The organism is Streptomyces sp. NPDC054866 (genome assembly GCF_053610745.1).
Genome location: NZ_JBSGZA010000004.1, coordinates 136,592 through 159,098 on the forward strand (window position 1 = coordinate 136,592; position 22,507 = coordinate 159,098).

The following is a 22,507-nucleotide window of genomic DNA, read 5'->3' on the forward strand; positions in this document are numbered from 1 at the left end:
CCGAATTCGCCTGGACACCGGCTGGTCCGTCGGCTGGGATGGAGTGGTGGCGACCGACTCCGTGACCGACGTCTTCGAAGAGCACCGGCCCGTTCTGATGGGCGTGGCCTACCGCATGCTCGGCCGCGTGGCCGACGCCGAGGACGTCGTGCAGGAGTCCTGGCTGCGCTGGTCGGCGGCCGACCCGTCGCAAGTGCGCGAACCGCGCGCCTACTTGGTGCGCATCACCACGCGGCTCGCCATCGACAGGCTGCGCCACGTGCAGTCACGACGCGAGTCCTACGTGGGGCAATGGCTGCCCGAACCCCTCGTCACGGACTACGGGCCGAGGGTCCCCGACACCGCCGAGCAGGCGGTGCTCGCCGACTCCGTGTCCATCGCCGTCATGGTCGTCCTGGAGTCCCTGTCGCCCCTGGAGCGCGCGGTGTTCGTGCTGCGGGAGGCCTTCGGGTTCCCGTTCTCGGAGATCGCCCTCACGCTGGACCGCGGCGAGCCCGCCGTGCGGCAGCTCGCGGCGCGGGCCCGCAAGCACGTCGACGAGGGAAGGCCGCGCTACGACGTGGATCCGGACGAGCGCAGGGACCTGACCGAGCAGTTCCTCGCCGCGGCGGCCGGCGGCGACCTGGACGGCCTCATGACCCTGCTCGCTCCGGATGTCCGCCTCGTCGGCGACAGCGGCGGCAAGGCCAAGGCCCCGCTGCGCGTCATCGAGACCGCCGACAAGGTGGGCCGCTTCCTCGGCGGCGCGGCCCGCAGGGGCGTGCCGGAGGGGGCGGAGCTGGAAGCCCGATTCATCGAGGTCAACGGCGCGAGCTCGGTGCTGTTCCTGGTCGACGGCAAACCGCACTCGCTCTTCCAACTGGACGTCGCCGACGGCCAGATCACGAACGTCTACATCATCCGCAACCCGGACAAGCTGGTCGGACTCGTCTCCTAGACCGCCCACGGCAGACCCCCGCCCTGTACGGGCGGGGGTTTTTTGTCTTGTTCCCTACGCGTGCGTGACCCGACGCCAACATCGCGTGAATGCTCTGTGGCATCGTCCCTGTGCGCGCTGTAACGGATCGAGGATTGGTCTTGACCAAGGGTGGGTGCCGCTCTATCGTCGCAGAGATAGTGCAAGAACCTTTAATAAACAAGGGCGCTAAAAAGCCGCCGACACACGGCGATTGCGGAGGACAGGGTGGGGACCACGCAGCTGGAAACGGCACCGGAGCCGAAGTACTGGCACCTCAAGACCGTGCTCAGCGAGGCACTCGACTCCGAGTTCGCCGTCGGCGAGATCCTGCCCAACGAACGTGATCTCGCGGCCCGGTTCGGCGTGGCCCGCGCCACGCTCCGTCAGGCACTGGAGCAGCTGGAGCTGGAAGGCAGGCTGCAGCGCCGCCGCGGGGTCGGCACGACCGTCGCCCCGCCGCGGATGGGTGTGGCCGTCGGATCCGCACAAGGCACCTGGCCGGGCGAGGTCGGCGACGCCTGGCAGCCCGCCGACTGCGCACCGGCGGTCCCGCCCGCCGAGGTGGCCCGCATGCTGGCGGCCCACCCCGACGACCAGGTGCACGTCGTGCGGCGTACGCGCGTCTCGCACGGCCAGCCCGTCGCCGCCGAGCTGCTGTACGTGCCGATGTCATCCGTAGCGGAGCTCTCCGCCGTCGACGCCCCGTCCGGACCGGCACGCGCGCGTGCCGTACTGCGCGAGCTGCACCGGCTCGGCCTCGAAGGACAGGACCGCGCCGTCGAGCTCGGCTCGGCCCGCGCGGACGACGCCAAGGCGCTCGACCGGCTGCCCGGAGCCCCGGTCCTCGTCGTGACGACCCGCTTCCTCGCCGAGGGACGCACAGCGGCGGTATCCGTGGCGACGTACCGCGCGGACACCTGCCGCCTCACGTTCGGCGACGCGGGCGGCGTCGAGATCCACCACGGCCCGGAGCGCCAGGCTTCCTGACGCCGCTCTTCTCACGCACCGCCGCTCTTCTCGTGCACCGCATGGCGCCTCAGCGCCGCGCGGTGACCGTCCCCTCGACCGCGAACAGCTGCTCCTCGACATGGTCGAGGGCGAGGCGCAGCGCGCCCGTGGCGACGGCGGCCTCGCCGAGCATCGACAGGGCCACCCGCGGCGGCCGCAGGCAGTAGCGGGCCAACTCCCGGCGCAGCGGCTCCAGTACGCCGTCCAGACCTGCCGCCCAGCCGCCCACGACGACCAGCTCGGGGTCCAGGGCGAGCACCAGCGCCGCCACGTCGTGCACCAGGCGCTGCATGAACCGCTCGACAGCCTGCCGCGCCCGCTCGTCACCCTCGCGCGCGTGGGCGAAGACCTCCGCCACCGCCTGCTCGTCGAGCGGGTGCAGTGGCTCGTCCGTGGTCGAGAGGAGCGTCTCCGGAGTCACGTCACGGCCCAGGAGATGCAGGGCCCCGATCTCCCCGGCGGCGCCGCCGTAGCCGCGGTGCAGCCGCCCGCCGATCAGCGCCCCGGCTCCCGGGCTGAGCCCCGCGAGGACGAAGACCACGTCGTCGGACTCGGTCGCCGCGCCCTTCCAGTGCTCGGCCACCGCCGCCGCGTTCGCGTCGTTCTCCACCAGGACCGGGCACTTGAAGGACCTGCGAAGACGCTCGCCCAGCTGGAGTCCCGTCCACTCGGGCAGCGCGGTGCCAAGCCGGACCGTGCCGTCCGCCTCCACGATGCCGGGGCTGCCGACGCCCACCGCGCGCAGTGAGCTGCGGGCGATGCCGCCACGGCGCAGCAGATCGGCGACCGCAGTGCGCAGCCGCTCGATGCGTTCGTCCGCCGGGGCCGTCTCGTCCACGTCCTTGGCGGCCGTGCCCAGCACCCGGCCGTCCAGGTCCGAGAGGACGGCGGCCACCCGGTGCGGGCCGATCTCCAGGCCGAGCAGATGCCCCGCCTCCGCCCGGAAGCGGAACCTCCGCGCGGGCCGTCCCTGGCGTCTGGCCGCGCCTTCCTCGGCGGCGGTCTCCACCACGAGTCCGGCCTCGATGAGCCCCTCGACCACGCCCTCGACGGTCGGCCGTGAAAGCCCCGTCACCCGGGTGATCTCGGTGAGTGTCGCGAAGTCCGCCCCACGCAGAGCGTGCAGCACCACCGCGGAGTTGATCCGCCGCAGCAGAGAGGGATCCCCGCCGGTCAGCCGCCCCAACGTCCGTCCTCCCAGCTCGTGCGCATGATGGGCGGATCGTACTCGCCGGGGCCTACCGCTGCGAGCGCCGGGCCCACCTGTGACACAGAGTGCCGATCAGCGGTCGTCCCGGCCCGGTGCGTCCCTCCTGCCGCGTCGCGGCTCTGCGCCGGGCGGCATCGCGTCCGCCCCTTGCTCGGCCGGGGCGAGCAGCGTCGCGAACACGGCACGCAGTTTGCCCGCTGTCTCGCGGGAGAACATGCCGACGAGCGCGCCCAGCGCGGTCACACCGTACGGGTTGATGTCGGCGGACGACGCCATCGTGGTCGTGAGGCCGCCACGCAGCACGAAGTACACGACGAGTGCGAGACCCGCCCCGGCGAACGGCTCAACGACGTACATCAGCACCCAACTGCGCCGCAGCCCGCGGTTGCCCACGTACCAGTAGAGCGAACGCAGCGTGTGTATCACCGCGCCCAGGCCCCCGGCGGAGGCGACGACGATGAACAATCTGGTCTCACGCAGTAGATCCGGGGACCAGAACAGCACGCGCACCTGTACCGCCTTGTCCGCGGCCTGGGCAGTTCCGGGGGAGGGCGCGGGTGGCCAGGTCTGGACGAGCGTGACCCCGAGCATCGATGCCATGAGGATCAGCAGGCCTGCCAGGAGGATGATGTCCCGCGTCCCGGCGTACTCCGTTCCCACGGTCGACGGAACCGGGTCATCCGCCATGACGGCTCAGGTGCTGCCTGGCGGCTGCCGCGGCGGCCAGGGCGCCGACCCCGTCGTCGTAGGGCTTGGCTGTCAGGGTCACGTCGTCGGCGGCCGTCGAGAAGGCCTGTTGGCGGACCGTCCTGCGGACGGCGGCCATGAACAGCCGCGCCGAGTCGAATTCGCCGTCCGAGACGAGTCGGGCGGGGCCGTAGAGCACGATCCGGTCCGGGTTGGTCAGGTTGATCAGCGCGGAGAGGCCGATGCCCAAGGCCGCGCCGGTCCTGGCGAGCACGTTCTCGACGTACTTGCGGCATGCGGCGTTCGACAGGAGGGCCAGCGCCGCGTCCAGGTCTTTGGCGGTCCGTTCGGTCGAGCCGCGGATGTCGTTGGCGATGGCGTCGGTGCCCGCCACGCTCTCCAGGCAGCCGCTGTTGCCGCAGCTGCACAACGGGCCGTCGGACTGCACCACCACATGGCCGATCTCCCCTGCGGAGCCCGCCGCTCCATGGTGGATGCGGCCGTCGAGCATCAGGCCCGCGCCGATGCCCTGGTCGAGGATCACCGCAGCCTCCGTACGCCCCGCCGCGGGCCCGGCGAAGGTCTCCTCCAGCTGGACCAGAGCGTTGGCGTCGTTCTCCAGGACGGTCGGCAGCCCGGTCGCCCGGTGCAGCGGCTCCGCGAGGGAAAAGCCCGACCAGCCCGCCCCTGCCGCGTAGTTGGGCGCGTAGACGACGCGGCCGCGGGCGGCGTCGACATGGCCGCCGATCTCGACTCCGAGCCCCACCCGGCCGGCAGCCGCCGGTGCTTGGGCCGCTGGGGCCTCGGCGAGCAGTCCGTGGACGAACTCCGCGAGGACCGTGACCGCCTCGTCCGCGTTCCAGACGGGTTTGAGCCCTCGCTGGGCGCGCGCTATGGCCGTGCCCTTGGCGTCGGTCACGACACCTGACACCCGTCCGGGCCGGACCTTGATCCCCGCGAAGTAGTCGAAGGCCGCCGGCTGTGACAGCGGGCGGGGCTCGGGGCTGCTCTCGCGCGGGCCGAGGCCGGACTCTTCGAGATACCGCAGGCCCCGCGGCGTGATGTCCCAGGAGTTCTGCCGCCACTGACGGCGCTTCCAGGCGACGTCGGCGTCGACCAGCTTGCGGCCGATCCGGCTGACCTCGGTGATGTCCACGTCGAGTCGAGCGGCGAGCTGGGCGTTGCTCTGGCCCGGCCGGCGGGCCACCTCGACGAGAAACCGCGCCGCGTGGCCGGCCGGGTCGAGCGAGAGCTGCAGGGCGGACGGCAGGCGGCGCAGCGCCCAGTACGTCACATCGATGAGGCCGAGGAGGCGGCCGCGTAACTCCGAGGACGATTGGCCGTGGTCGTGGCCGTCGCGCAGTTGGCGCCGGCGTCCGTACTGGCGGCGCAGGCCTTCGTGGGCCGCTTCCAGTGCCTCTTCATCGCCCGCCAATGAGGCGTCCGTGACCATCATGCCCAGCGAACTGAACAGCCCGTCGGATATGTCTTCCGAAGTCTTCATCTCGTCGATCAGACTCTGGACCTCGGTTGCTCGGTCGTATCGCTGACGCCTTCCGTCACTCATGGCACTCCCCGTGTCCCTATCTCGCACATTGGCAGACCTTTCCAGCGTGGGGCCGATGTCAAGTGAGTGTCAAGTGAGGGCGTCATGATATTTTCGGGCATTTCCAAGATCGATGCCGACGTGGGCTCGAATTTTCGTCAATTTCTTTGTGAATATGACGGCACTCTACGTTAATATCTGGTTAAGCGGCATGAGCTCGGGGGGGATCATGAACGAAAGCATGTCAGCGAGTGGTGGCAAACATTCGATCGAAGGCATTCTCCTGCCCACCGACCCGGCAGATCTCTTCGTCGTCCTCTACGACCTCCTCCCGGACCGCCCTTTCCGGGGTCTCAAGGCGAACGAGTGGCAGAGTGACGAGACCGTGAGCCAGGTGTCCGAGGCGGTGTGCGAGGACGTGAGGACCTTCGGCAACGCCGATACCGCCCGCGTCGAGCAGGCCTTCCGTCACCACGGCGACCAGGGCATCTTCGCCGCACTGATCGGGCTCGACGAGGCGCTCGGTGTCGCCAACCCGTTCGGTGGCGCTCGCTGCGCATCAGCTTTGTACAAGATCGCCCGGCGGTACAACGAGAAGAATCAGCTCAATGATCCGGAAGGCGAGACGACCGGCAAGCTGCTGCCCCGCTGCACGCGGCCCGGAAAACTGCTCGTGCAGCCCACGGGAAAGCCAGATTTCTTCAAGAACGTGCATCGCGTCACTGAAGAATACTTCAGGAACGTGCACCACATAGGTTTCAAGCAGCGCAACGGTGCGCATTTCTCCGGAAAGAAAGCGATTCCTATAGGTTCCGCACCGTTACTGGAAAGCTATGAGGATCTGTTGTTCGATTTCCCTGAGGTGGACGGTAAAACCTTTTACAAGGTGTCGCCACGGGACGAACGGCTGTGCGACCGCATCGATCACGTGGTCAAGAACCTGGATGACTCGGGCGCGGAGATCGGGGTGATGCCGGAGAGCAGTCTGTCCAACGCGCTCATGGCTCACTGGGCCACCCACATCGGCACGGACCCCGAGGGCAGCCGTCTGCGGTGGGTGCTCCTGGGAACCGGCCCGCTGGGCGAGGACGACCCGCGACCGAACCGCGCCGTCATGGTGGACCGCTCCACCGGGGAGACCATCCTGACCCACGACAAGATGCACGGATTCACCATGGGCAAAGGTCAGGCTGACCGGTGGCGGCTGCCGGACCGGCCGGAACACGAAGCGGCCGCGGAGTACCTGGAGCGTGGAGACACCGTCACCGTCGCCGAAACCGCGATCGGGCGTGTGGCTGTCCTGATATGCGAGGACATCAAGCAGTCGACCGACTGGGAGGCGGCGCTGCGCGTCTTCGGGGTCTCCCATCTTTTCGTGCCGCTGCTCTCCTCACCGATCAGCAGGAAGTTCGCTCGCTGGGACCGGCTGGCCGCGGAGCGCTGCGTCGAGGTCATCGGTGCCTGGGTGGTCCTGGCCAACAGCCTCGCCGTAGGAGCCCACATAGAACTGCCGCCGGACAACTGTTTCAACACCCTCGTCGTCGGCCCGAGGCTGCCCCGTGCGCTGGACAACGGCGACTGTGTGGCCCAGTTCGCCCGGTCGGAGAACGGCTCGGAGCTGGCCCGCGTGGTGAATCCGGTCCTGGCGAGCGCGGCGATGCGGCGCCGTCCGGAGGACGCACCACTCCCGACGATCGGCCGGGGCGGGACCGCTTAGTCGAACACGTGCAGGTCATCTCTCCGGAGGCGCTCGCTCACCCCGGTGCCACGAAACCGGATTCGTACGCGGCGATGACCGCCTGCGTCCGGTCGCGGGCTCCCAGCTTCGCCAGCAGGGAACTCACATGCGACTTGACCGTCTCGGCGCCGACGATCAGCTCCGTCGCGATCTCCGCGTTCGACAGGCCGCGCGTCATGAGGCGCAGCACGTCCGCCTCGCGCTCGGTCAACGCGGCCCGGTCGAGAACGTCCCTGGCCGCCGCGTTGCCGGGTCGCCGCCCGTACTCGCCCGCGAGCTGCCGCACCGCCGCGGGGAACAGCAGCGAATCGCCCTCCGCGACCAGACGGACGGCGTTGACGATCTCCGCGGGGCGGGCGCGCTTGAGCAGGAATCCGTCGGCGCCCGCGCGCAGCGCCTCGTACACGTACTCGTCGTTCTCGAAGGTCGTCACGACCAGGATCTTCGGCGGATCCTGCACGGTGCGCAGGACCGCGCGCGTGGCCTCGATGCCGTCAAGGAGCGGCATGCGGACGTCCATGGCGACCACATCGGGCCGCAGTTGGCGCACGAGCGGAATCACCGCGGCGCCGTCGGCCGCCTCGCCGACCACCTCGATGTCGGGCTGCGCCTCCAGAACGGCGCGCAGGCCCGCGCGTACGAGGGGTTCGTCGTCGACGAGGAGGACGGTGACCGGCATCCGGTCAGAGTAGATCACCCGAGGGGCAACTCGACGTGCACCTGCCACTCGCCCTCACGCGGTCCCGTGGTGGCCCGGCCGCCGAGCAGTGTGGCCCGCTCCCGTATGCCGCGCAGCCCGCTGCCACCACGCCCGGTGGCCTCTCCTCCCGTGGGCAGAGGGTTGCGTACGTCGATCTCCAGAGCCGCATCGTCGACCGCGAGCCGCACTTGTACCGGAACGGGGCCGGAGTGGCGCAGCACGTTCGTGAGGGCCTCCTGGAGCATGCGATAGGCCTCGCGGGACACCGCACCCGGCAGCTGTTCCAACGGGCCCGTCACTTCGGTGTCGACCTTCGCCCCCGAAGCGCGCGCGGAGTCCAGGAGTTGGCCGGCGTCGGCGAGCGTGGGGCGGCGGCTCGCGGTCTTCCCGTCCTCCCGCAGCACGCGCAGGACGCGCTCCAGGTCCTCCAGGGCGGCCCGGCCCGTCTCCTCGATCGCGCCAAGGGCGCGGTCGGTGAACTCCGGGTCGGCCGCGGCCCGCGCGGCGCCCGCCTGGACGACGGCGACGGTCAGCGCGTGCCCGATCGAATCGTGCAGTTCGCGGGCGATGCGGTTGCGTTCGAGGAGCTGCTCCGTGCGCTCCTCCAGGGCGGCGAGGCGCTCCTTGGGGGAGGGCCCGAGCAGACGCCGGGCGGCCGCCGCCATCAGCCGTCCCGCCACCACGGCCAGCGCGAGGAGGACCAGCACGGGGAGCGGCGCGAGCAGCGCGTTGGTCCAGTGCGGGGCGGGAAGGGGGAGGAGCACACCGGGGTCCTCGCCGGGCTCCGTCGCCGATCCCAACAGCGCCAGCATGGTCCCCAGCAACTGCCCCGTGCAGAACGCCGCCACGGCCCCGGCCTCAAGGCGCAGCACGAGCCACACCGCCGTCCTGCCCCGATCGCGCCAGGACGCGGAAGGAGCAACGGAGACACCGGGATCCTCATCATCACCCGGCACGCGCGCGTGCTGCCCCGGAAACAGCATCAGCCGGGCCTGCAGCCCCTCGGCCCGGCGCATGGACGGCAGCAGGGCTGCCGCCGCCACCAGCGGGACCGGCTGGACCGCGATGAGTACCCACTCGGCGACCGAGGGGTCACTGAGGCCGGGATAGATGAACGCGAGCATCAACGAGACGGCCGAACCCATCAGCAGGTGCAGCCAGCGCGTGTAGGTCACCGCGCGGGTGAGCGGCCTGAGGAAGCGGGGCATCACGCCATCGTGCCAGTGGGGCCTAGCCGCACGGCTCCCCCGTGAGGGGGAGACGCAATCCCCGGGCGGGGGAAGCCCCACCGCACCGCAGGGCGCGAGGCTGAGCCCATGACCAGCATCGATGTCCAAGACCTCACCAAGGAGTACGGCACCACCCGCGCGGTGGACGGCCTGACGTTCACCGTCCGGCCGGGCAAGGTCACCGGGTTCCTCGGCCCCAACGGCGCCGGCAAGTCCACCACCATGCGGCTCGTCCTCGGCCTGGACCGGCCCACTTCGGGCACGGCGACGGTGGGCGGCCGCTCCTATGCGGCCGTCGACGAACCCCTGCGCCACGTAGGGGCCCTGCTCGACGCCCAGGCCGCACACGGATCGCGTACCGCACGGAACCACCTCCTCGCCCTCGCCGTCAGCAACCGCATCCCCGAGCGTCGCGTGGACGAGGTCCTCGACGAGGCGGGGCTCGCCACCGTGGCGGGGCGCCGGATCAAGACGTTCTCCCTCGGCATGCGCCAGCGCCTCGGCATCGCGGCGGCACTGCTCGGCGACCCGCGCGTCATCATGCTGGACGAGCCGTCCAACGGCCTCGACCCCGAAGGCATCATCTGGATCCGCGAGCTGCTGCGGCGTCTCGCCCGCGAGGGCCGGACGGTCCTCGTCTCCAGCCATCTCATGAACGAGACCGCCACGTTCGCGGACCACCTGGTGGTGCTCGGCCGCGGCAAGCTGCTCGCGGACACCTCGATGCCGGACTTCATCGCGGCGCACAGCAGCCCGCGGGTGCGGCTGCGCACTCCGGAGAGCGACCGGCTGCGGGGCCTCCTGAGGGACAAGGGGTACGCGATGACGGAGGGGGACGACGGCCGCTGGACGGTGGACGGCGCGAAGGCCGACGAGATCGGGTCCATCGCCGCGGGACACGGCATCCCCCTCCTCGAACTCTCCGACGAGCAGGCCTCCTTGGAGCAGGCCTACCTCGCGCTCACGGCCGACGACACCGAGTTCGCCGCCACCCCATCGACGCCCCGCCAGGAGGCCTGACCATGTCGACGACCGCCGTGCTCCGCTCGGAGTGGATCAAGATCAAGTCGGTGCGTGCGTCGGCGGAGGCATCTACCTCGCGCTCATGGCGCTGCTCGCCGCGGGCCTCACCATGCTGCTGCGCAGCGGCGTCGCCGTACTGAGCATCCTCATCCCGTTCACTCTGATCGTGTCCTTCGTCGTCGGGGACGTGGCGGGCGGCGTCGCGGACTTCCTGCCGGACCGGGCGGGACAGCAGGTGCTCCACGAGAACCCGGCCGGAAGTCTCGGACCGTGGGAGGGGCTTGCCGTCAGCGCGGCGTGGGCGGCCGCAGCGCTGCTCGCGGGCTGGTGGGCGGTGCGGCGGCGCGACGCGTGAGGCAGGTGTCCGGATGGTGACTTTCGGCGCCTGACGGCGGGCCAGTTGTCAGTGGCGGCCGCTTTACTGGGTGTCATGAGTACCGCAGAGCATCTCGCCGCGATCGACCTGCTGCGCTCACGGGAGTTCCCCGCGGAGCACGGCAGGTCGCCGTGCGGTGTCGGCGGTCCCGGGTATCACATAGCCGAGTTACTGACGAGCGGCGACTTCTGGGAGGACGACGGCACGGAGTGGGAGGCGACCTCCGTTCAGTACGACGCCGAGCGCGACGGCCTGACGGTCCTGCTCACCGAGCGCTGGGGAGCGCCGCAGATATTCAGCCTGGCGAGTGTCTTCGCGCGGGCGCAGGGCGATGTGTACGACGACGGGGGCGAGGGCGGTGGCGACGGGGACGAGGCCGGTGCGGCCGAGGAGATACCGGAGCCCTGGGGCTCGCTGAGCTCCTCGGTCCCGGACCTTCATCTGTGGCGGGTCGACGGGCGGTGGATCGCTCTCGGCGTCTCCCAGTGGGACAAGGAGCTGCCGTTCCAACTGCTCGCCGTGGTCACGGAGATCGATCCGCCGTAGGGGGGGGCCTGCCCGGGGCGTGTGGATCAGGGCTACCGCGGCTCCGCCTCCGGGGCGAGGCCGAGCTCGTCGCCGTCGCGCGGCGCGAAGTGGCGGGTCACCTCCGCGTCGGTCACCTGGGGGAGTTCGGCGGGGGACCAGTGCGGGTCGCGGTCCTTGTCGACGACCTGGGCGCGGATGCCCTCGACCATGTCCGGTGCGGTGATCGCGGTGGCGGACACGCGGTACTCCTGGTCGAGCACCTGCTCCAGTGAGGCGAGGGCGCGGGCCCGGCGCAGGGCGGCGAGGGTGACCTTCAGGGACGTCGGCGACTTGCCGAGGATGGTCTCGGCCGTCTCCTTCGCCGCCCGGTCACCGGAGTTGTAGAGCCGGTCGACGATCTCCTCCACGGAGTCGGCGGAGTAGCAGGCGTCGATCCACTCGCGGTGGGCGGCGAGTTCACCATCGGGCGCGGCGGCGGCGTACTCCGCGACCACCTCGCTCACCTCGGCGTCGGCCAGCGCGGCGGTGAAGCCCGGAAGCCGCTCCGACGGCACGTAGTGGTCGGCGAGGCCGCACAGGAGCGCGTCGCCCGCACCCACCGCCGAGCCGGTCAGCGCGAGGTGGGTGCCGAGCTCGCCGGGCGCCCGCGTCAGCAGGTACGTACCGCCGACGTCCGGCACGAAGCCGATCCCGGTCTCCGGCATGGCGATCCTGGAGCGTTCGGTGACGATCCGCACGCTGCCGTGCGCCGAGACGCCGACGCCGCCGCCCATCACGATGCCGTCCATGACGGCCACGTACGGCTTCGGGTAGCGGGCGATGCGGGCGTTGAGCCGGTACTCGTCACGCCAGAAGGCCACGGACGCGGCGCCGCCGCCCGCACGGATGTCGTCGTGGATGGACCGGATGTCGCCGCCCGCACACAGACCACGCGTACCGGCACCCGTGAGGACGACGGTGGCGACGGCGTCGTCCCGCTCCCACGCGGTGAGGGCGTCGTCCATCAGCCGGACCATGGCGTGGTTGAGGGCATTGATGGCACGGGGGCGGTTGAGAACGATGTGCCCCGCGCGGCCGTGGGTGCGCAGGAGAACGGGAGCTTCGTCGGAGTCGGCGGTGGGCATGGGGCGGTTGGCTCCTTCGACGACGGATCATTCGGCCGGCCGGCACACGAGGGTCTGCGCCCGCACAGATCGAATCTACGGTGTGGCTTCACCGGCCGACGGAGGGGGCACGGCCAGGACGTGAGCCGACCCCGCCCCCCCTCAGGCCTCCCCGGCCGAGCAGCCGCTCGCAAACCGAATACGGCGTGGTGGGATGGGGGCCGTCGATGCGGTCAGCGGAGGCGAAGGGGGGCGAACGGGGGTGTCATGGCGAGCGAGCACGACAGGGCATCGAACGAGCACGACAGGCATCGAGCAAGGCACGGAGCAGCGCCAGGCTCTCTGTTGACGCGCGCCCTCACCCGAGAGGCCGGACTGGCCCGGCAGCGCATCAGCACAGGCACGTGGCGCCTCGCCGCCCCGGATGCCGAAGCGGCGGCGGACGTCCTGGCCCGTCTCACGGCCCCGCTCCCGGTGCGCCGGGGCTCGGCGGCACGGACCCAGGAAGCGGACCGGGACCGACGGCTTCAACGCGTTCTGCGCACCGCCATGCATCACCTCGACGCGGGGGGCCAGGTCGGTCCACCCACCGCCGCCCTGCTGGCCGCCGTCGCCCGTGCGCTGCTCCCCTGGCATGCCGCCCCGAACCCGCCCGCCGCGGCGGCGGCCCCGAGGTACGGGGCGCCGAGGTACGGGGCGCCGAGGTACGGGGCGCCGAGGACGACGGATGGCATGTCGCCGCCGACCGATGCGGGCGAAGCCCTGCTCCCCGGGCTGATCGCACTGTTCACCGACCTCGTGGCGACGGGCGTGCGGGAGACCATTCCGCTCACCCCGGAGGTCGAGCCCTGGCAGGTTCGTTACGAGGGCCGGTTCCGTCGCCATGCCAGGCCCGCACCCGGGGTGTGGACCGCCGAGACCGTCGGCTGCCCGGAGTGCGGGGGCACTGACGGACCGTGGACCGTGACCTGCGACTGGCGTCGGGTCACGCTGGGCTGCGCCTGCGGGGCGGGGACCGATGAGCACGGTCTTGCCCTTTCCGAGGTCTGGCTCGTCCTGCCGGATGCCTGACCGCGTCCCCCGGCTTCAGGGCGAGTGGAACGCGACCTCCGGGTTGGCCTTCGAGGGGCCGTCAAGGAGGGGGCTGTGCCGGTCGCGGAGGTGCTTGTCGAAGAAGGCCGTCACGTATCCGGTGGTGATCTCTCCCGATCGCTTGCCGGAGAGCGGGGCCGACGGGTCGGTCATGTTGAGCTGGCCGCCGAGTATCGGCAGGTCGGTGAAGGTGAGGTGCCCGGAGCCCGCGACCGTGAGCCAGCGCTTCCAGCCGTGCAGACGCTGCCACTGGTGAGCCCAAGTGGCGTCCTCGGCGGAGGGGTTGTGGTCCTTGCGGGTGCCGAGCATGAGGACGGGGCGGTCGGTGCCGGCCGAAGGGACCGGGGCGAAGAACGTGCCGTCCAGGTTGGCGGCGGCGCGGATCCGGTGGTCCGTTCCGGTGGCCACGGCCGCCGCGTTGCCGCCGAGCGAGTGGCCCGCGGCCCCGATCCGCCGGGTGTCGATGAGCCCCGCGTAGTCATGGCGCCGCCCGTCGCCGGGCCGGGACCGCCCGGTCAACTCGTCGACGACGAAGGAGATGTCCGCTGCCCGGTTCCGGGCCGCCTCGGCCAGTATCTGCTTCTCCCCGGCGTCACCGTTCGGTGCCTCCTCGACCTTCTCGCACGCGACACAGGTGCGGATGCGCGAGGATCCCTTCTTGCCCGGGAATGCCGTCCCGAAGGACTCGTAGGCGTGGTCCACGAGGGCGACGAGGTAGCCATGGGAAGCCAGTGTCTCCGCAAGGGCGGTGAGTGTGGCGCGATGCAGGGTGAAGCCCGGGGAGAGGACGACCAGCGGGTGCTTGCCCCTGGCGGGACGGGCGTCGGAGCGGGCGTTGGTACGGACGGAGGTCAGCTGCTGGGCCTCGTACAGCTTGTCCAGCTTCTGCCCCTTCAGGAGCAGTTCGGCCTCTTTCGTCGACATGTACGGAGCGCGGTCGCCGTCGTCTCCGTCGCCGCCGCGCCGAGCCGGGTAGAAGACCGACACCATCAGCTCCCGGGTCCCCGCCGAGGGCACCCACGGGTCACGGCGCTTGTCGTCCACGAGATGGAGGGTGTCCCGTCCGGTCTCGTAGGGACCGGACGGGCGTGGCAGGGAGAGCGCCGCGGCTTCCGCTGCCGACGAAGAAGCGGCTCGCGCAGACGACGAGCCGCCCTCCTCGGCACAGGCCGCGACGGCAGGGGAGAGGAGGGAGAGGGTCAACAGAGCGGTGACGGCGTTGCGCTGTGCGCGGGTTCTGATCATGCCCTGGAGCTTATGAACTGGGGGAGTTGACCGGCATCGACGAAGGTGCCGGTCAACCCTCTACTTTCGTAAGGAGTTTCGGGGATCATCCCTAACCGACGGATCGGTCCGAACCGAAGGATCAGCCCGACCCGACGGATGAGTCCGACCCGCCCCCGCCCCCCTGAAACGCCTCCAGGATCCGCTCGGCCGCGATCGTCGCCGTCAACGTGCCTTCACGCACCCGCTGTTCGAGGTCAGGTGCCAGATCCCGCACCGCCTCGTGCCCCCGCAGCCGTTCCAGGATCTCGTCCCGCACCATTGTCCACGTCCAGTCGACCTGCTGGTCACGCCGCTTGGCGGCGAGACGGCCGGTGGAGTCGAGGAGCGTGCGGTGCTGTTCCAGGCGGTCCCAGACCTCGTCCAGGCCGCTGGACTCGCGGGCGCTGCAACTGAGCACCGGCGGCGTCCACGCGGCGTCCGCGGGGTGCATGAGCCGCAAGGCGCCCGCCAGTTCGCGCGCTGCCGAGCGCGCGTCCCGCTCGTGCGGGCCGTCCGCCTTGTTGATGGCGAGGACGTCCGCCAGTTCGAGGACACCCTTCTTGATGCCTTGGAGCTGGTCGCCGGTGCGGGCCAGGCTGAGCAGCAGGAACGAGTCGACCATGTTCGCGACCGCCGTCTCCGACTGGCCCACGCCCACCGTCTCCACGAGCACCACGTCGTAGCCCGCCGCCTCCATCACCACGATCGACTCGCGCGTCGCCTTCGCGACCCCACCGAGCGTCCCGGCGGTCGGGGAGGGGCGCACGAACGCCGCCGGGTCCACCGCGAGGCGTTCCATCCGCGTCTTGTCGCCGAGGATCGAGCCGCCGGTCCGGGTCGACGACGGGTCGACGGCGAGGACCGCGACCCGGTGCCCGAGCCCGGTCAGCATCGTGCCCAGCGCGTCGATGAACGTCGACTTGCCCACGCCGGGCACCCCGCTGATGCCGATCCGCCGCGCCCGCCCGCTGTGCGGAAGCAGCTGGGTCAGCAACTCCTGTGCCAGGGCCCGGTGTTGAGGCCGGGTCGACTCGACGAGGGTGATGGCGCGCGCGATCTGCGCCCGCTTCCCGTCGAGTACGCCCTTGACGTACGCGTCGATGTCGATCCGCGGCGCCGCCATGCTCACAGCTCGTGGCCGAGGTCGGCCGCCAGCCGCTTCACCAGGTCGTACGCGGCGTCCGGGATCACCGTGCCGGGCGGGAAGACCGCCGCGGCACCCATCTCCAGGAGGGTCGGCACGTCCTGCGGCGGGATCACACCGCCCACGACGATCATGATGTCCTCGCGGCCCTCGGCGGCGAGTTCCGCACGCAGCGCCGGTACGAGGGTCAGGTGCCCGGCGGCCAGCGACGAGACGCCGACGATGTGCACGTCCGCCTCGACGGCCTGGCGCGCGACCTCGGCCGGGGTCTGGAAGAGCGGGCCGACGTCCACGTCGAAGCCGAGGTCGGCGAAGGCGGTGGCGATGACCTTCTGGCCGCGGTCGTGGCCGTCCTGGCCCATCTTGGCGACCAGGATGCGCGGACGGCGCCCCTCGGCCTCCTCGAAGGACCCGACGAGCGTGCGGGTGCGCTCCACGGACGGGGACGAGCCTGCTTCGGTGCGGTACACACCGGAGATCGTACGGATCTGCCCCGCGTGCCGCCCGTACGAGGTCTCCAGAGCGTCGGAGATCTCACCGACCGTCGCCTTCGCGCGGGCCGCGTCGACCGCCAGGGCGAGGAGGTTGCCTTCGAGACCCGGGCCCGGGTCTCGCTCGGCCGCCGCCGTCAGCGCACGCAGCGCGTTCTGGCAGGCCGCCTCGTCGCGCTCCTCGCGCAGGCGCTTCAGCTTGGCGATCTGCTGGCTGCGTACGGAGGAGTTGTCGACCTTCAGGACGTCGATCTGCTCGTCGGTCTCCACGCGGTACTTGTTGACGCCGATCACGGGCTGGCGGCCGGAGTCGATGCGTGCCTGCGTGCGCGCGGCGGCCTCCTCGACGCGCAGCTTCGGGATGCCCGCGTCGATGGCCTGCGCCATGCCGCCCGCCGCCTCGACCTCCTCGATGTGCTGCCAGGCGCGGCGCGCCAGGTCGTGCGTCAGCTTCTCGACGTACACGCTGCCGCCCCACGGGTCGATCGTCCGCGTCGTGCCCGACTCCTGCTGGATGAGCAGCTGGGTGTTGCGGGCGATGCGCGCGGAGAAGTCGGTGGGCAGAGCGAGCGCCTCGTCGAGGGCGTTCGTGTGCAGCGACTGGGTGTGGCCCTGCGTCGCCGCCATCGCCTCGACGCACGTACGCGTGACGTTGTTGAACACGTCCTGCGCGGTGAGTGACCAGCCCGAGGTCTGCGAATGCGTGCGCAGCGAGAGCGACTTGGGGTTCTTCGGGTCGAACTGCTTGACCAGCTTCGCCCAAAGGAGGCGCGCGGCGCGGAGCTTGGCGACCTCCATGAAGAAGTTCATGCCGATCGCCCAGAAGAAGGAGAGCCGCGGCGCGAACGCGTCGACGTCCAGGCCCGCCTCCTGACCGGCCCGCAGATATTCCACGCCGTCGGCGAGGGTGTACGCCAGCTCCAAGTCGGCTGTCGCGCCCGCCTCTTGGATGTGATAGCCGGAGATCGAGATGGAGTTGTAGCGCGGCATCTTCTGCGAGGTGTACGCGAAGATGTCGGAGATGATCCGCATCGATGGCTTGGGCGGATAGATGTAGGTGTTGCGGACCATGAACTCTTTGAGGATGTCGTTCTGGATGGTCCCGGCCAGCTTCTCGGGCGGTACGCCCTGTTCCTCGGCGGCCACGATGTAGAGCGCGAGCACGGGGAGCACGGCGCCGTTCATCGTCATCGAAACCGTCATCTTGTCCAGCGGGATGCCGTCGAAGAGCTGACGCATGTCGTAGATCGAGTCGATTGCCACGCCCGCCATGCCGACGTCGCCCGTCACGCGCGGGTGGTCACTGTCGTAGCCGCGGTGGGTCGGCAGGTCGAAGGCGACCGAGAGACCCTTCTGCCCGGCCGCGAGGTTGCGGCGGTAGAAGGCGTTGGATTCCTCGGCGGTGGAGAACCCCGCGTACTGGCGGATCGTCCAGGGCTGGTTGACGTACATCGTCGGGTAGGGGCCGCGCAGATACGGCGCCACACCGGGGTACGTCTCCAGGAAGTCGAGGCCTTCGAGGTCGGCGCCCGTGTAGAGGGGCTTGACCGCGATGCCCTCCGGGGTCTCCCACAGGAGGTCGTCGTCGGCCTTGCCGGTGGACTCCTTGACGGCGCTGCGCCACTGGTCCTTGGAGACGGCGGAGGACTCAGAGGCGGCTTCGGACGTCAGGCCGACGCCGGTGAAGTCGGGGATCGCCATTACGCCACTCCCATGTGGTCGAGGGTGGAGGAGAGCACGGACACGGCGTCGCAGCCCGCGAAGACGTAGGCGTCGACCGCCTCGTACTCGGCGGGCCGTCCCGCGAGGAACACCCGTTGCGCACCTGCCGACTTGAGCGCCTCGGCAACCGCTTCGGCCTGTTCCTCGTACAGCGCGTCGCTGGAGCAGAGGCACGCCACCGTGGCGCCGCTGGCCTTGAACGCCTCCGCGGCCGTCGACGCGTCCACCGTCACCGGGTCGTGCACGGCTTCGATGCCGCCCGCCTGGAAGAGGTTCGAGGCGAAGGAGGCCCGTGCCGTGTGCGCGGCGGCGGGGCCGAGCCCGGCGATGAACACCCGGGGGCGGGCCCCCGTCGAGGCGAGGTGCGCGTCAGAGCGCGAGCGCAGGATCTCGTATGCCTCGTCGCGGCGCACGCGCGGCAGGCCGCCCGACGACTCGGGGGCGGGCGGGGCCACACGCTCGACCGGACGCTCCGTCAGGTTCGGGAACTCGCTGACGCCCGTGATCGGTTCGCGCCGCTTGGCCAGCTTCTCGCTGCGCTTCGCCCAGGTGGCGGCGAGCCGTTCGCCGATCAGACCGGAGCGCAGGGCCGCTGCCTGGCCGCCCGCGCGCTCGATCTCCTGGAAGAACTCCCAGCCCGCGTGGGCCAGTTCGTCGGTGAGGCGCTCCACGTACCAGGAGCCGCCCGCCGGGTCGATCACGCGGGCGAGGTGCGACTCCTCCAGGAGGATCGTCGAGGTGTTGCGGGCGATGCGGCGCGCGAACGCGTCCGGCAGGCCCAGCGAGTGGTCGAAGGGCAGCACGGTCACGGAGTCGGCGCCGCCGACGCCCGCGCCGAGGCAGGCCACCGTCGTGCGCAGCATGTTCACCCACGGGTCGCGGCGCGACATCATCACCGGCGAGGTCACGGCGTGCTGGCGCTGCGCCCCCGCGTCCGGGGCGCCGCAGACCTCGGCCACGCGGGCCCAGAGCCGCCGGGCCGCCCGCAGCTTCGCGATGGTCAGGAACTGATCGGCTGTGGCCGCGTACCGGAACTCCAGCTGGGCGCAGGCCGCTTCGACCGTGAGCCCCGCATCGGTCAGCTCGCGCAGGTAGGCGACCCCCGTGGCGAGGGAGGCGCCGAGCTCCTGCCCGGCCGAGCCGCCCGCCTCGTGGTACGGCAGGGCGTCGACGGCCAGCGCGCGGAGGTTGGGGTACTCCTGCCCGCACAGCCGGGCCAGTTCGACCGCGGCGGCCGGGTCGAGCCGCTCACCGGTGCGGGCCTCGTGACCGAGCGGGTCCGCGCCGAGGGTGCCGCGCGCCGAGTCCTTCGGGATGCCCCGCTCCTCGTAGAGCCGGAACAACTCGCGTGCGGCGGGCTCGAATTCGGCGCCCGCGTCCAGGGCGACCGGCGCCAGATCGAGGAAGACGCCGTCGAGGGCGCGCGCGATGCCGGACACCGGGAGCGCGCCGGGGCCGACGCCGAGCCACAGCGAGGTGACGCCGTTCTCCAGGTCCGCGAGCACCGTCTCGTTCGAGCCCGCGGGATCCGTGGCAGCGTGCCGCTGCCGTACGTCCCAGCCGGCCGCGGCAGTGCCCGCGGCGGTGCCGCCCCTGACAAAGGGGGCGAAACCCGGGTAACCGGCGTCAGGCGCGGCTTCTCGGGCGGTGTACAGGGGGCGGGTGCTGAGCCCGTCCTCGAGTGCGGTGGACAGCGCTTCCTCGGCGGCCGGCCCCGATACGTCCTTACCCGATTTGCGCAGCACGCCTTCCACCAGGCGCTGCCACTGCTCATGGGTCGCATCAGGGAACTCGGCGGCCAGGGAAAGCCCGTCGTCAGGCAGGACCGTCATGGGCATGATGCTAGGGCGGAACCCCTGGCACTCGGTGCCGTCCAGGGCTGTGACCTTGGCCTCTTCCGAACTCTCTTGATCTCAAACGAGCGGGCGGCTACGGCGGGGCGGGGTCCGGGCCCCTCCGCGCCCTCTCCGGAGTCATTCCAGGCCAGAGGCCTTGAAGACGCCCTCGGCCGTCTCGCGGTCGACGCGTTCCGCGAGCCGGCGCAACGCGGTCGCCCCGCACAGGAGCCGGCCGTCGTCGACAGATGTGCGGGCGCCCGCGGCCACGAGACGCCAGAGCGCCGGATTGACGACGAGCACCTCGGGGTCGAGGACGACCTCGCCACCGGACGCGTCCCGCAGGACGAGCCGCGGCGCGATCCCGTCGGAACGGCGCACCGCCACGAGACGGTCGAGGCGCACCGACCGGACGCGTACTGGACCGCGGGAGACCAGGACCGTGCCGTGCCCCGCCACACGCGGCGGCGTGAGCACGGCGAACAGCAGCACGCCGAGTCCCAGCCAGAGCAGCGCACGGCCGACGCCGAGCCTGCCGGTCGCCGCGTCGAGCGCGAGGAGCAGCCCGGACAACAGCACGGCACAGGAAGCCGCGGAGCGCGCCTCCCCGGCCCAGCCGCGGTCGTGCGTCCACGGACCGTGCGCCGCGGACCGGGACGTCGTACGGGCGCCGGGGATGCGCCGAGCGGGGCGCGTCATGCGTGGGGCCATGAGGGGGACGCTAGGCACATCGCCGGGCCGGGAGCGTCGCCGCGCGGAACGTTGACGCGGCACTGACACGGCGCGCGGCGACCTTTACGGGGGCCTGACGGGGCGGGGTGCGGGCGCGCGTGCGCCGGGGGCGAGTCACCTTCGCGGGCAAGTTCACGCGGGCACCCTCGCCGCCTTCGACGCGGGGCGCACGGCCGGGTTGCCGGTGGCGTGGTGGACGTACTCCCGGTGCAGCCGGAAACCCGCGGTCCAGGCCAGGAGGCGGCTCGGCCGGTTGTCGCGCGCGCACGTCCAGCTCGCGGTGCGGCCACGGGCGGCGATGTCCCCGCACAGGGCGGTGACGCAGGCCAGGGCGAGGCGCTCGCGGCGGCGCTCGGGCGCGGTGACGACGGCGACGTCCTCGTACGCTTCCCCGGCGAAGTAGCCGCAGGCGACGGCGGCGACGCGGCCGTGCCGGTCGAACGCGGCCCAGCCGTGGCCGGAGGCGGCGAGTCCCTCAGGGCCGCCCCAACTGGCGTGGATCCAGCCGGAGTCCGGAGCGGCCTGGGTGAGCGCGGCCAGCGCGGAGGCGTCGTTGGCGGCCAGGCGGCGAACGGTCACGCCCCGCGGCGGGCGCGGAGCGGACACCGGCTCGCGATGTACGTAGAGCATGCGCTCGGCAGGCACTACGCGGTCGAACGCGGCGCCGAGCAGCGGAAGGAAACGGGCCGTGGCCCCGACATGACTGTGGGCGAAGGGCGCGAGTTCCGCGGGGTCCACGGCCTCCGGAGCTCCGCGCAGCAGCACGTGCCCCGCACAGCTGACGGCCACGAACCGTGGGCTCAGGGCCCGGTCGGCCCACCACGTGCCCACACCGGTGGTGAAGGCGTGCTCGGGCAGCGAGCCGGTGCCGGGCGACCCCGCGGGGAACCAGCGGGCGAGTGCGTGCAGTTGATGCGGCGGAAGCTGGATCACGGGACGGTCCTCCTGGGACGGGGAAGCGGTGCGGGCACGCGGGGGCGTGCCCGCACCGCCGGTGGCTTCAGCGCGATGCGCCCATGGACATGGTGGCGTCACCTCTCACGTGGTGAGGGTGTTTCCGACGAGCAGGTCGGCGAGCTTGCTCAGGCGCTTGACGGTGCGGTCCTCCGTGGCGGCCGCGGCCGGTTCGACGCGCTCGTCGCATTCGTAGTACGCGCCGTTGACGATCTCCGTCGCCGGGTCGCAGAGGCGCACCACGTGCGCGGCGCCCTGCGCGGCCGACGCGCCTTCGTCGCCGTACAGGGACAGCAGCGCGGTGTCGCACACGCCGGGGTGCACGGAGACCGCCGTGACGCGCGGGTCCGACGCGAAGACGGTGAGCGCCAGCTGAGACTGGGCGTACGCGGCGAGCCGGGAGTAGCGGCGGGCGCGGTTCGGGTCGTTCCACTGGATGGACGCCGTGCGGTGCAGCGAGGACGAGACGTTGACGACACGGCCGCCGGGCTCTGCCGTCAGCGCGGGCTCGAGGAGGCCGGTCAGCAGGTAGTGCGCGAGGAAGTTGACCTGGAAGACGATCTCGTTGCCGTCCGACGTGATGGTGTGCCGCTCGGGCGCGGCCATGCCCGCGTTGTTCACCAGGACGTCCAGGTGCGGGTGTTCGCTGACCACGCGGTGCGCGAGGTGCTCCACCTCGTCGAGGCGGGCGAAGTCCGCGGAGAACGGGCAGAGTTGACCGGCGCCGATGCCCGCGGTGGCGGCCAGACGGTCGGCCGCGGCCCGTGCCTCGTCGGGAGTACGCCCGTGCACCAGCACGGTGGCCCCGCGTTCGGCGAGGAACCGTGCGCTCTCGTAGCCGATCCCGGAGGTCGCTCCGGTGATCAGGACGGTCCGTCCGGACAGGGATGCAGAAGACATGGCTGGTTCCTGGATTCGTGAGTGGGTGCACGCCGAGCGGCCCCCGGTGGGGGCGGTGGCGTGTGCGGTGGTGAGACGGCCGATCACGGCCGACGGGGGAGGTGCGGCGTCAGCGCACCGTCGAGTGAACAGGGCGCGGGACCGGCACCGCCGTATGAGGCGGCCGGTCGGCACGGCGCGAAATGCTGTTCACATCCCCTATCCAACTGCCGGACGGCCAGGGCCTCAAGAAGACCACGGAGTATTTGATGAGGCCCTGACGTAC

The 22,507-nt window shown here is 71.4% G+C and carries 19 protein-coding genes and 1 pseudogene; 7 read left to right on the top strand and 13 right to left on the bottom strand.

Translation table 11 applies throughout. The features are described from left to right. Positions 1 to 46 precede the first annotated feature (46 nt). Positions 47 to 937, top strand: a complete 891-nt coding sequence (gene sigJ, locus ACWGI2_RS21350; RefSeq protein ID WP_453696914.1) for an RNA polymerase sigma factor SigJ — start codon at positions 47 to 49, stop codon at positions 935 to 937. A gap of 246 nt (positions 938 to 1,183) precedes the next feature. Then, a complete protein-coding gene (locus tag ACWGI2_RS21355; RefSeq protein ID WP_453399919.1) occupies positions 1,184 to 1,945 on the top strand; it encodes a GntR family transcriptional regulator in 762 nt (253 codons plus the stop codon). 49 nt (positions 1,946 to 1,994) lie between these two features. Here ACWGI2_RS21355 and ACWGI2_RS21360 read toward each other — a convergent pair whose 3' ends face one another. From ACWGI2_RS21360 to ACWGI2_RS21370, 3 genes are all read right to left on the bottom strand, one after another. Then, positions 1,995 to 3,152 carry an ROK family transcriptional regulator gene (locus ACWGI2_RS21360; RefSeq protein WP_453696916.1) on the bottom strand — a complete coding sequence of 386 codons (1,158 nt, stop codon included), beginning with the start codon at positions 3,150 to 3,152 and terminating at the stop codon, positions 1,995 to 1,997. 96 nt (positions 3,153 to 3,248) lie between these two features. Then, positions 3,249 to 3,863 carry a hypothetical protein gene (locus ACWGI2_RS21365; protein ID WP_453696917.1) on the bottom strand — a complete coding sequence of 205 codons (615 nt, stop codon included), beginning with the start codon at positions 3,861 to 3,863 and terminating at the stop codon, positions 3,249 to 3,251. Next, positions 3,853 to 5,367: an ROK family protein gene (locus ACWGI2_RS21370; RefSeq protein WP_453696918.1), complete on the bottom strand. Its 1,515-nt coding sequence runs from the start codon at positions 5,365 to 5,367 to the stop codon at positions 3,853 to 3,855. Before ACWGI2_RS21370 ends, ACWGI2_RS21365 begins: the two co-directional genes overlap by 11 nt. A 271-nt stretch (positions 5,368 to 5,638) precedes the next feature. On the opposite strand from ACWGI2_RS21370, the gene ACWGI2_RS21375 reads away from it, so the two are divergent. After that, positions 5,639 to 7,126 carry a hypothetical protein gene (locus ACWGI2_RS21375; protein WP_453696919.1) on the top strand — a complete coding sequence of 496 codons (1,488 nt, stop codon included), beginning with the start codon at positions 5,639 to 5,641 and terminating at the stop codon, positions 7,124 to 7,126. A gap of 37 nt (positions 7,127 to 7,163) precedes the next feature. Here the strand turns inward: ACWGI2_RS21375 and ACWGI2_RS21380 are convergent, their stop codons facing one another. Beyond that, positions 7,164 to 7,826, bottom strand: a complete 663-nt coding sequence (locus ACWGI2_RS21380) for a response regulator (RefSeq protein ID WP_453696920.1) — start codon at positions 7,824 to 7,826, stop codon at positions 7,164 to 7,166. Between the two features lie 14 nt (positions 7,827 to 7,840). Further along, positions 7,841 to 9,055, bottom strand: coding sequence for a sensor histidine kinase (locus ACWGI2_RS21385; protein WP_453696922.1), 1,215 nt, complete (start codon positions 9,053 to 9,055; stop codon positions 7,841 to 7,843). A 108-nt stretch (positions 9,056 to 9,163) separates the two neighbouring features. Here ACWGI2_RS21385 and ACWGI2_RS21390 point away from each other — a divergent pair, with 108 nt between their 5' ends. The 3 genes and pseudogenes from ACWGI2_RS21390 to ACWGI2_RS21400 all read left to right on the top strand — a co-directional run bounded on the left by ACWGI2_RS21390 (position 9,164) and on the right by ACWGI2_RS21400 (position 11,021). After that, positions 9,164 to 10,096, top strand: a complete 933-nt coding sequence (locus ACWGI2_RS21390) for an ABC transporter ATP-binding protein (protein ID WP_453696924.1) — start codon at positions 9,164 to 9,166, stop codon at positions 10,094 to 10,096. 52 nt (positions 10,097 to 10,148) lie between these two features. After that, a pseudogene (locus ACWGI2_RS21395) lies at positions 10,149 to 10,454 on the top strand (ABC transporter permease); the annotation flags it as partial. Positions 10,455 to 10,529: 75 nt separating this feature from the next. Then, on the top strand, positions 10,530 to 11,021 hold the full coding sequence (locus ACWGI2_RS21400; RefSeq protein WP_453696925.1) for a hypothetical protein: 492 nt from the start codon (positions 10,530 to 10,532) through the stop codon (positions 11,019 to 11,021). A 32-nt stretch (positions 11,022 to 11,053) separates the two neighbouring features. Here the strand turns inward: ACWGI2_RS21400 and ACWGI2_RS21405 are convergent, their stop codons facing one another. Beyond that, positions 11,054 to 12,127: an enoyl-CoA hydratase/isomerase family protein gene (locus tag ACWGI2_RS21405; protein WP_453696927.1), complete on the bottom strand. Its 1,074-nt coding sequence runs from the start codon at positions 12,125 to 12,127 to the stop codon at positions 11,054 to 11,056. Between the two features lie 324 nt (positions 12,128 to 12,451). On the opposite strand from ACWGI2_RS21405, the gene ACWGI2_RS21410 reads away from it, so the two are divergent. Next, complete coding sequence (locus tag ACWGI2_RS21410; RefSeq protein WP_453696929.1) at positions 12,452 to 13,177, top strand: hypothetical protein; 726 nt, start codon at positions 12,452 to 12,454, stop codon at positions 13,175 to 13,177. Positions 13,178 to 13,192: 15 nt separating this feature from the next. On the opposite strand, the gene ACWGI2_RS21415 is transcribed toward ACWGI2_RS21410, so the two are convergent. From ACWGI2_RS21415 to ACWGI2_RS21445, 7 genes are all read right to left on the bottom strand, one after another. Next, the gene (locus ACWGI2_RS21415) at positions 13,193 to 14,443 is read right to left on the bottom strand and encodes an alpha/beta hydrolase family protein (protein ID WP_453696931.1); all 1,251 of its coding nucleotides are present in this window, start codon (positions 14,441 to 14,443) and stop codon (positions 13,193 to 13,195) included. Positions 14,444 to 14,564: 121 nt separating this feature from the next. Beyond that, positions 14,565 to 15,587, bottom strand: coding sequence for a methylmalonyl Co-A mutase-associated GTPase MeaB (meaB, locus tag ACWGI2_RS21420; protein ID WP_453696932.1), 1,023 nt, complete (start codon positions 15,585 to 15,587; stop codon positions 14,565 to 14,567). A gap of 2 nt (positions 15,588 to 15,589) precedes the next feature. Beyond that, positions 15,590 to 17,800, bottom strand: coding sequence for a methylmalonyl-CoA mutase (scpA, locus tag ACWGI2_RS21425; protein ID WP_453696933.1), 2,211 nt, complete (start codon positions 17,798 to 17,800; stop codon positions 15,590 to 15,592). Beyond that, the gene (mutA, locus tag ACWGI2_RS21430) at positions 17,800 to 19,653 is read right to left on the bottom strand and encodes a methylmalonyl-CoA mutase small subunit (protein WP_453696935.1); all 1,854 of its coding nucleotides are present in this window, start codon (positions 19,651 to 19,653) and stop codon (positions 17,800 to 17,802) included. The genes scpA and mutA overlap by 1 nt, the downstream gene beginning before the upstream one ends. Positions 19,654 to 19,794: 141 nt before the next feature. Further along, on the bottom strand, positions 19,795 to 20,367 hold the full coding sequence (locus ACWGI2_RS21435) for a hypothetical protein (RefSeq protein ID WP_453696937.1): 573 nt from the start codon (positions 20,365 to 20,367) through the stop codon (positions 19,795 to 19,797). Between the two features lie 153 nt (positions 20,368 to 20,520). After that, positions 20,521 to 21,321, bottom strand: a complete 801-nt coding sequence (locus ACWGI2_RS21440) for a GNAT family N-acetyltransferase (RefSeq protein WP_453696939.1) — start codon at positions 21,319 to 21,321, stop codon at positions 20,521 to 20,523. 105 nt (positions 21,322 to 21,426) lie between these two features. Next, on the bottom strand, positions 21,427 to 22,242 hold the full coding sequence (locus tag ACWGI2_RS21445) for an SDR family NAD(P)-dependent oxidoreductase (RefSeq protein WP_453696940.1): 816 nt from the start codon (positions 22,240 to 22,242) through the stop codon (positions 21,427 to 21,429). Positions 22,243 to 22,507 lie beyond the last annotated feature (265 nt).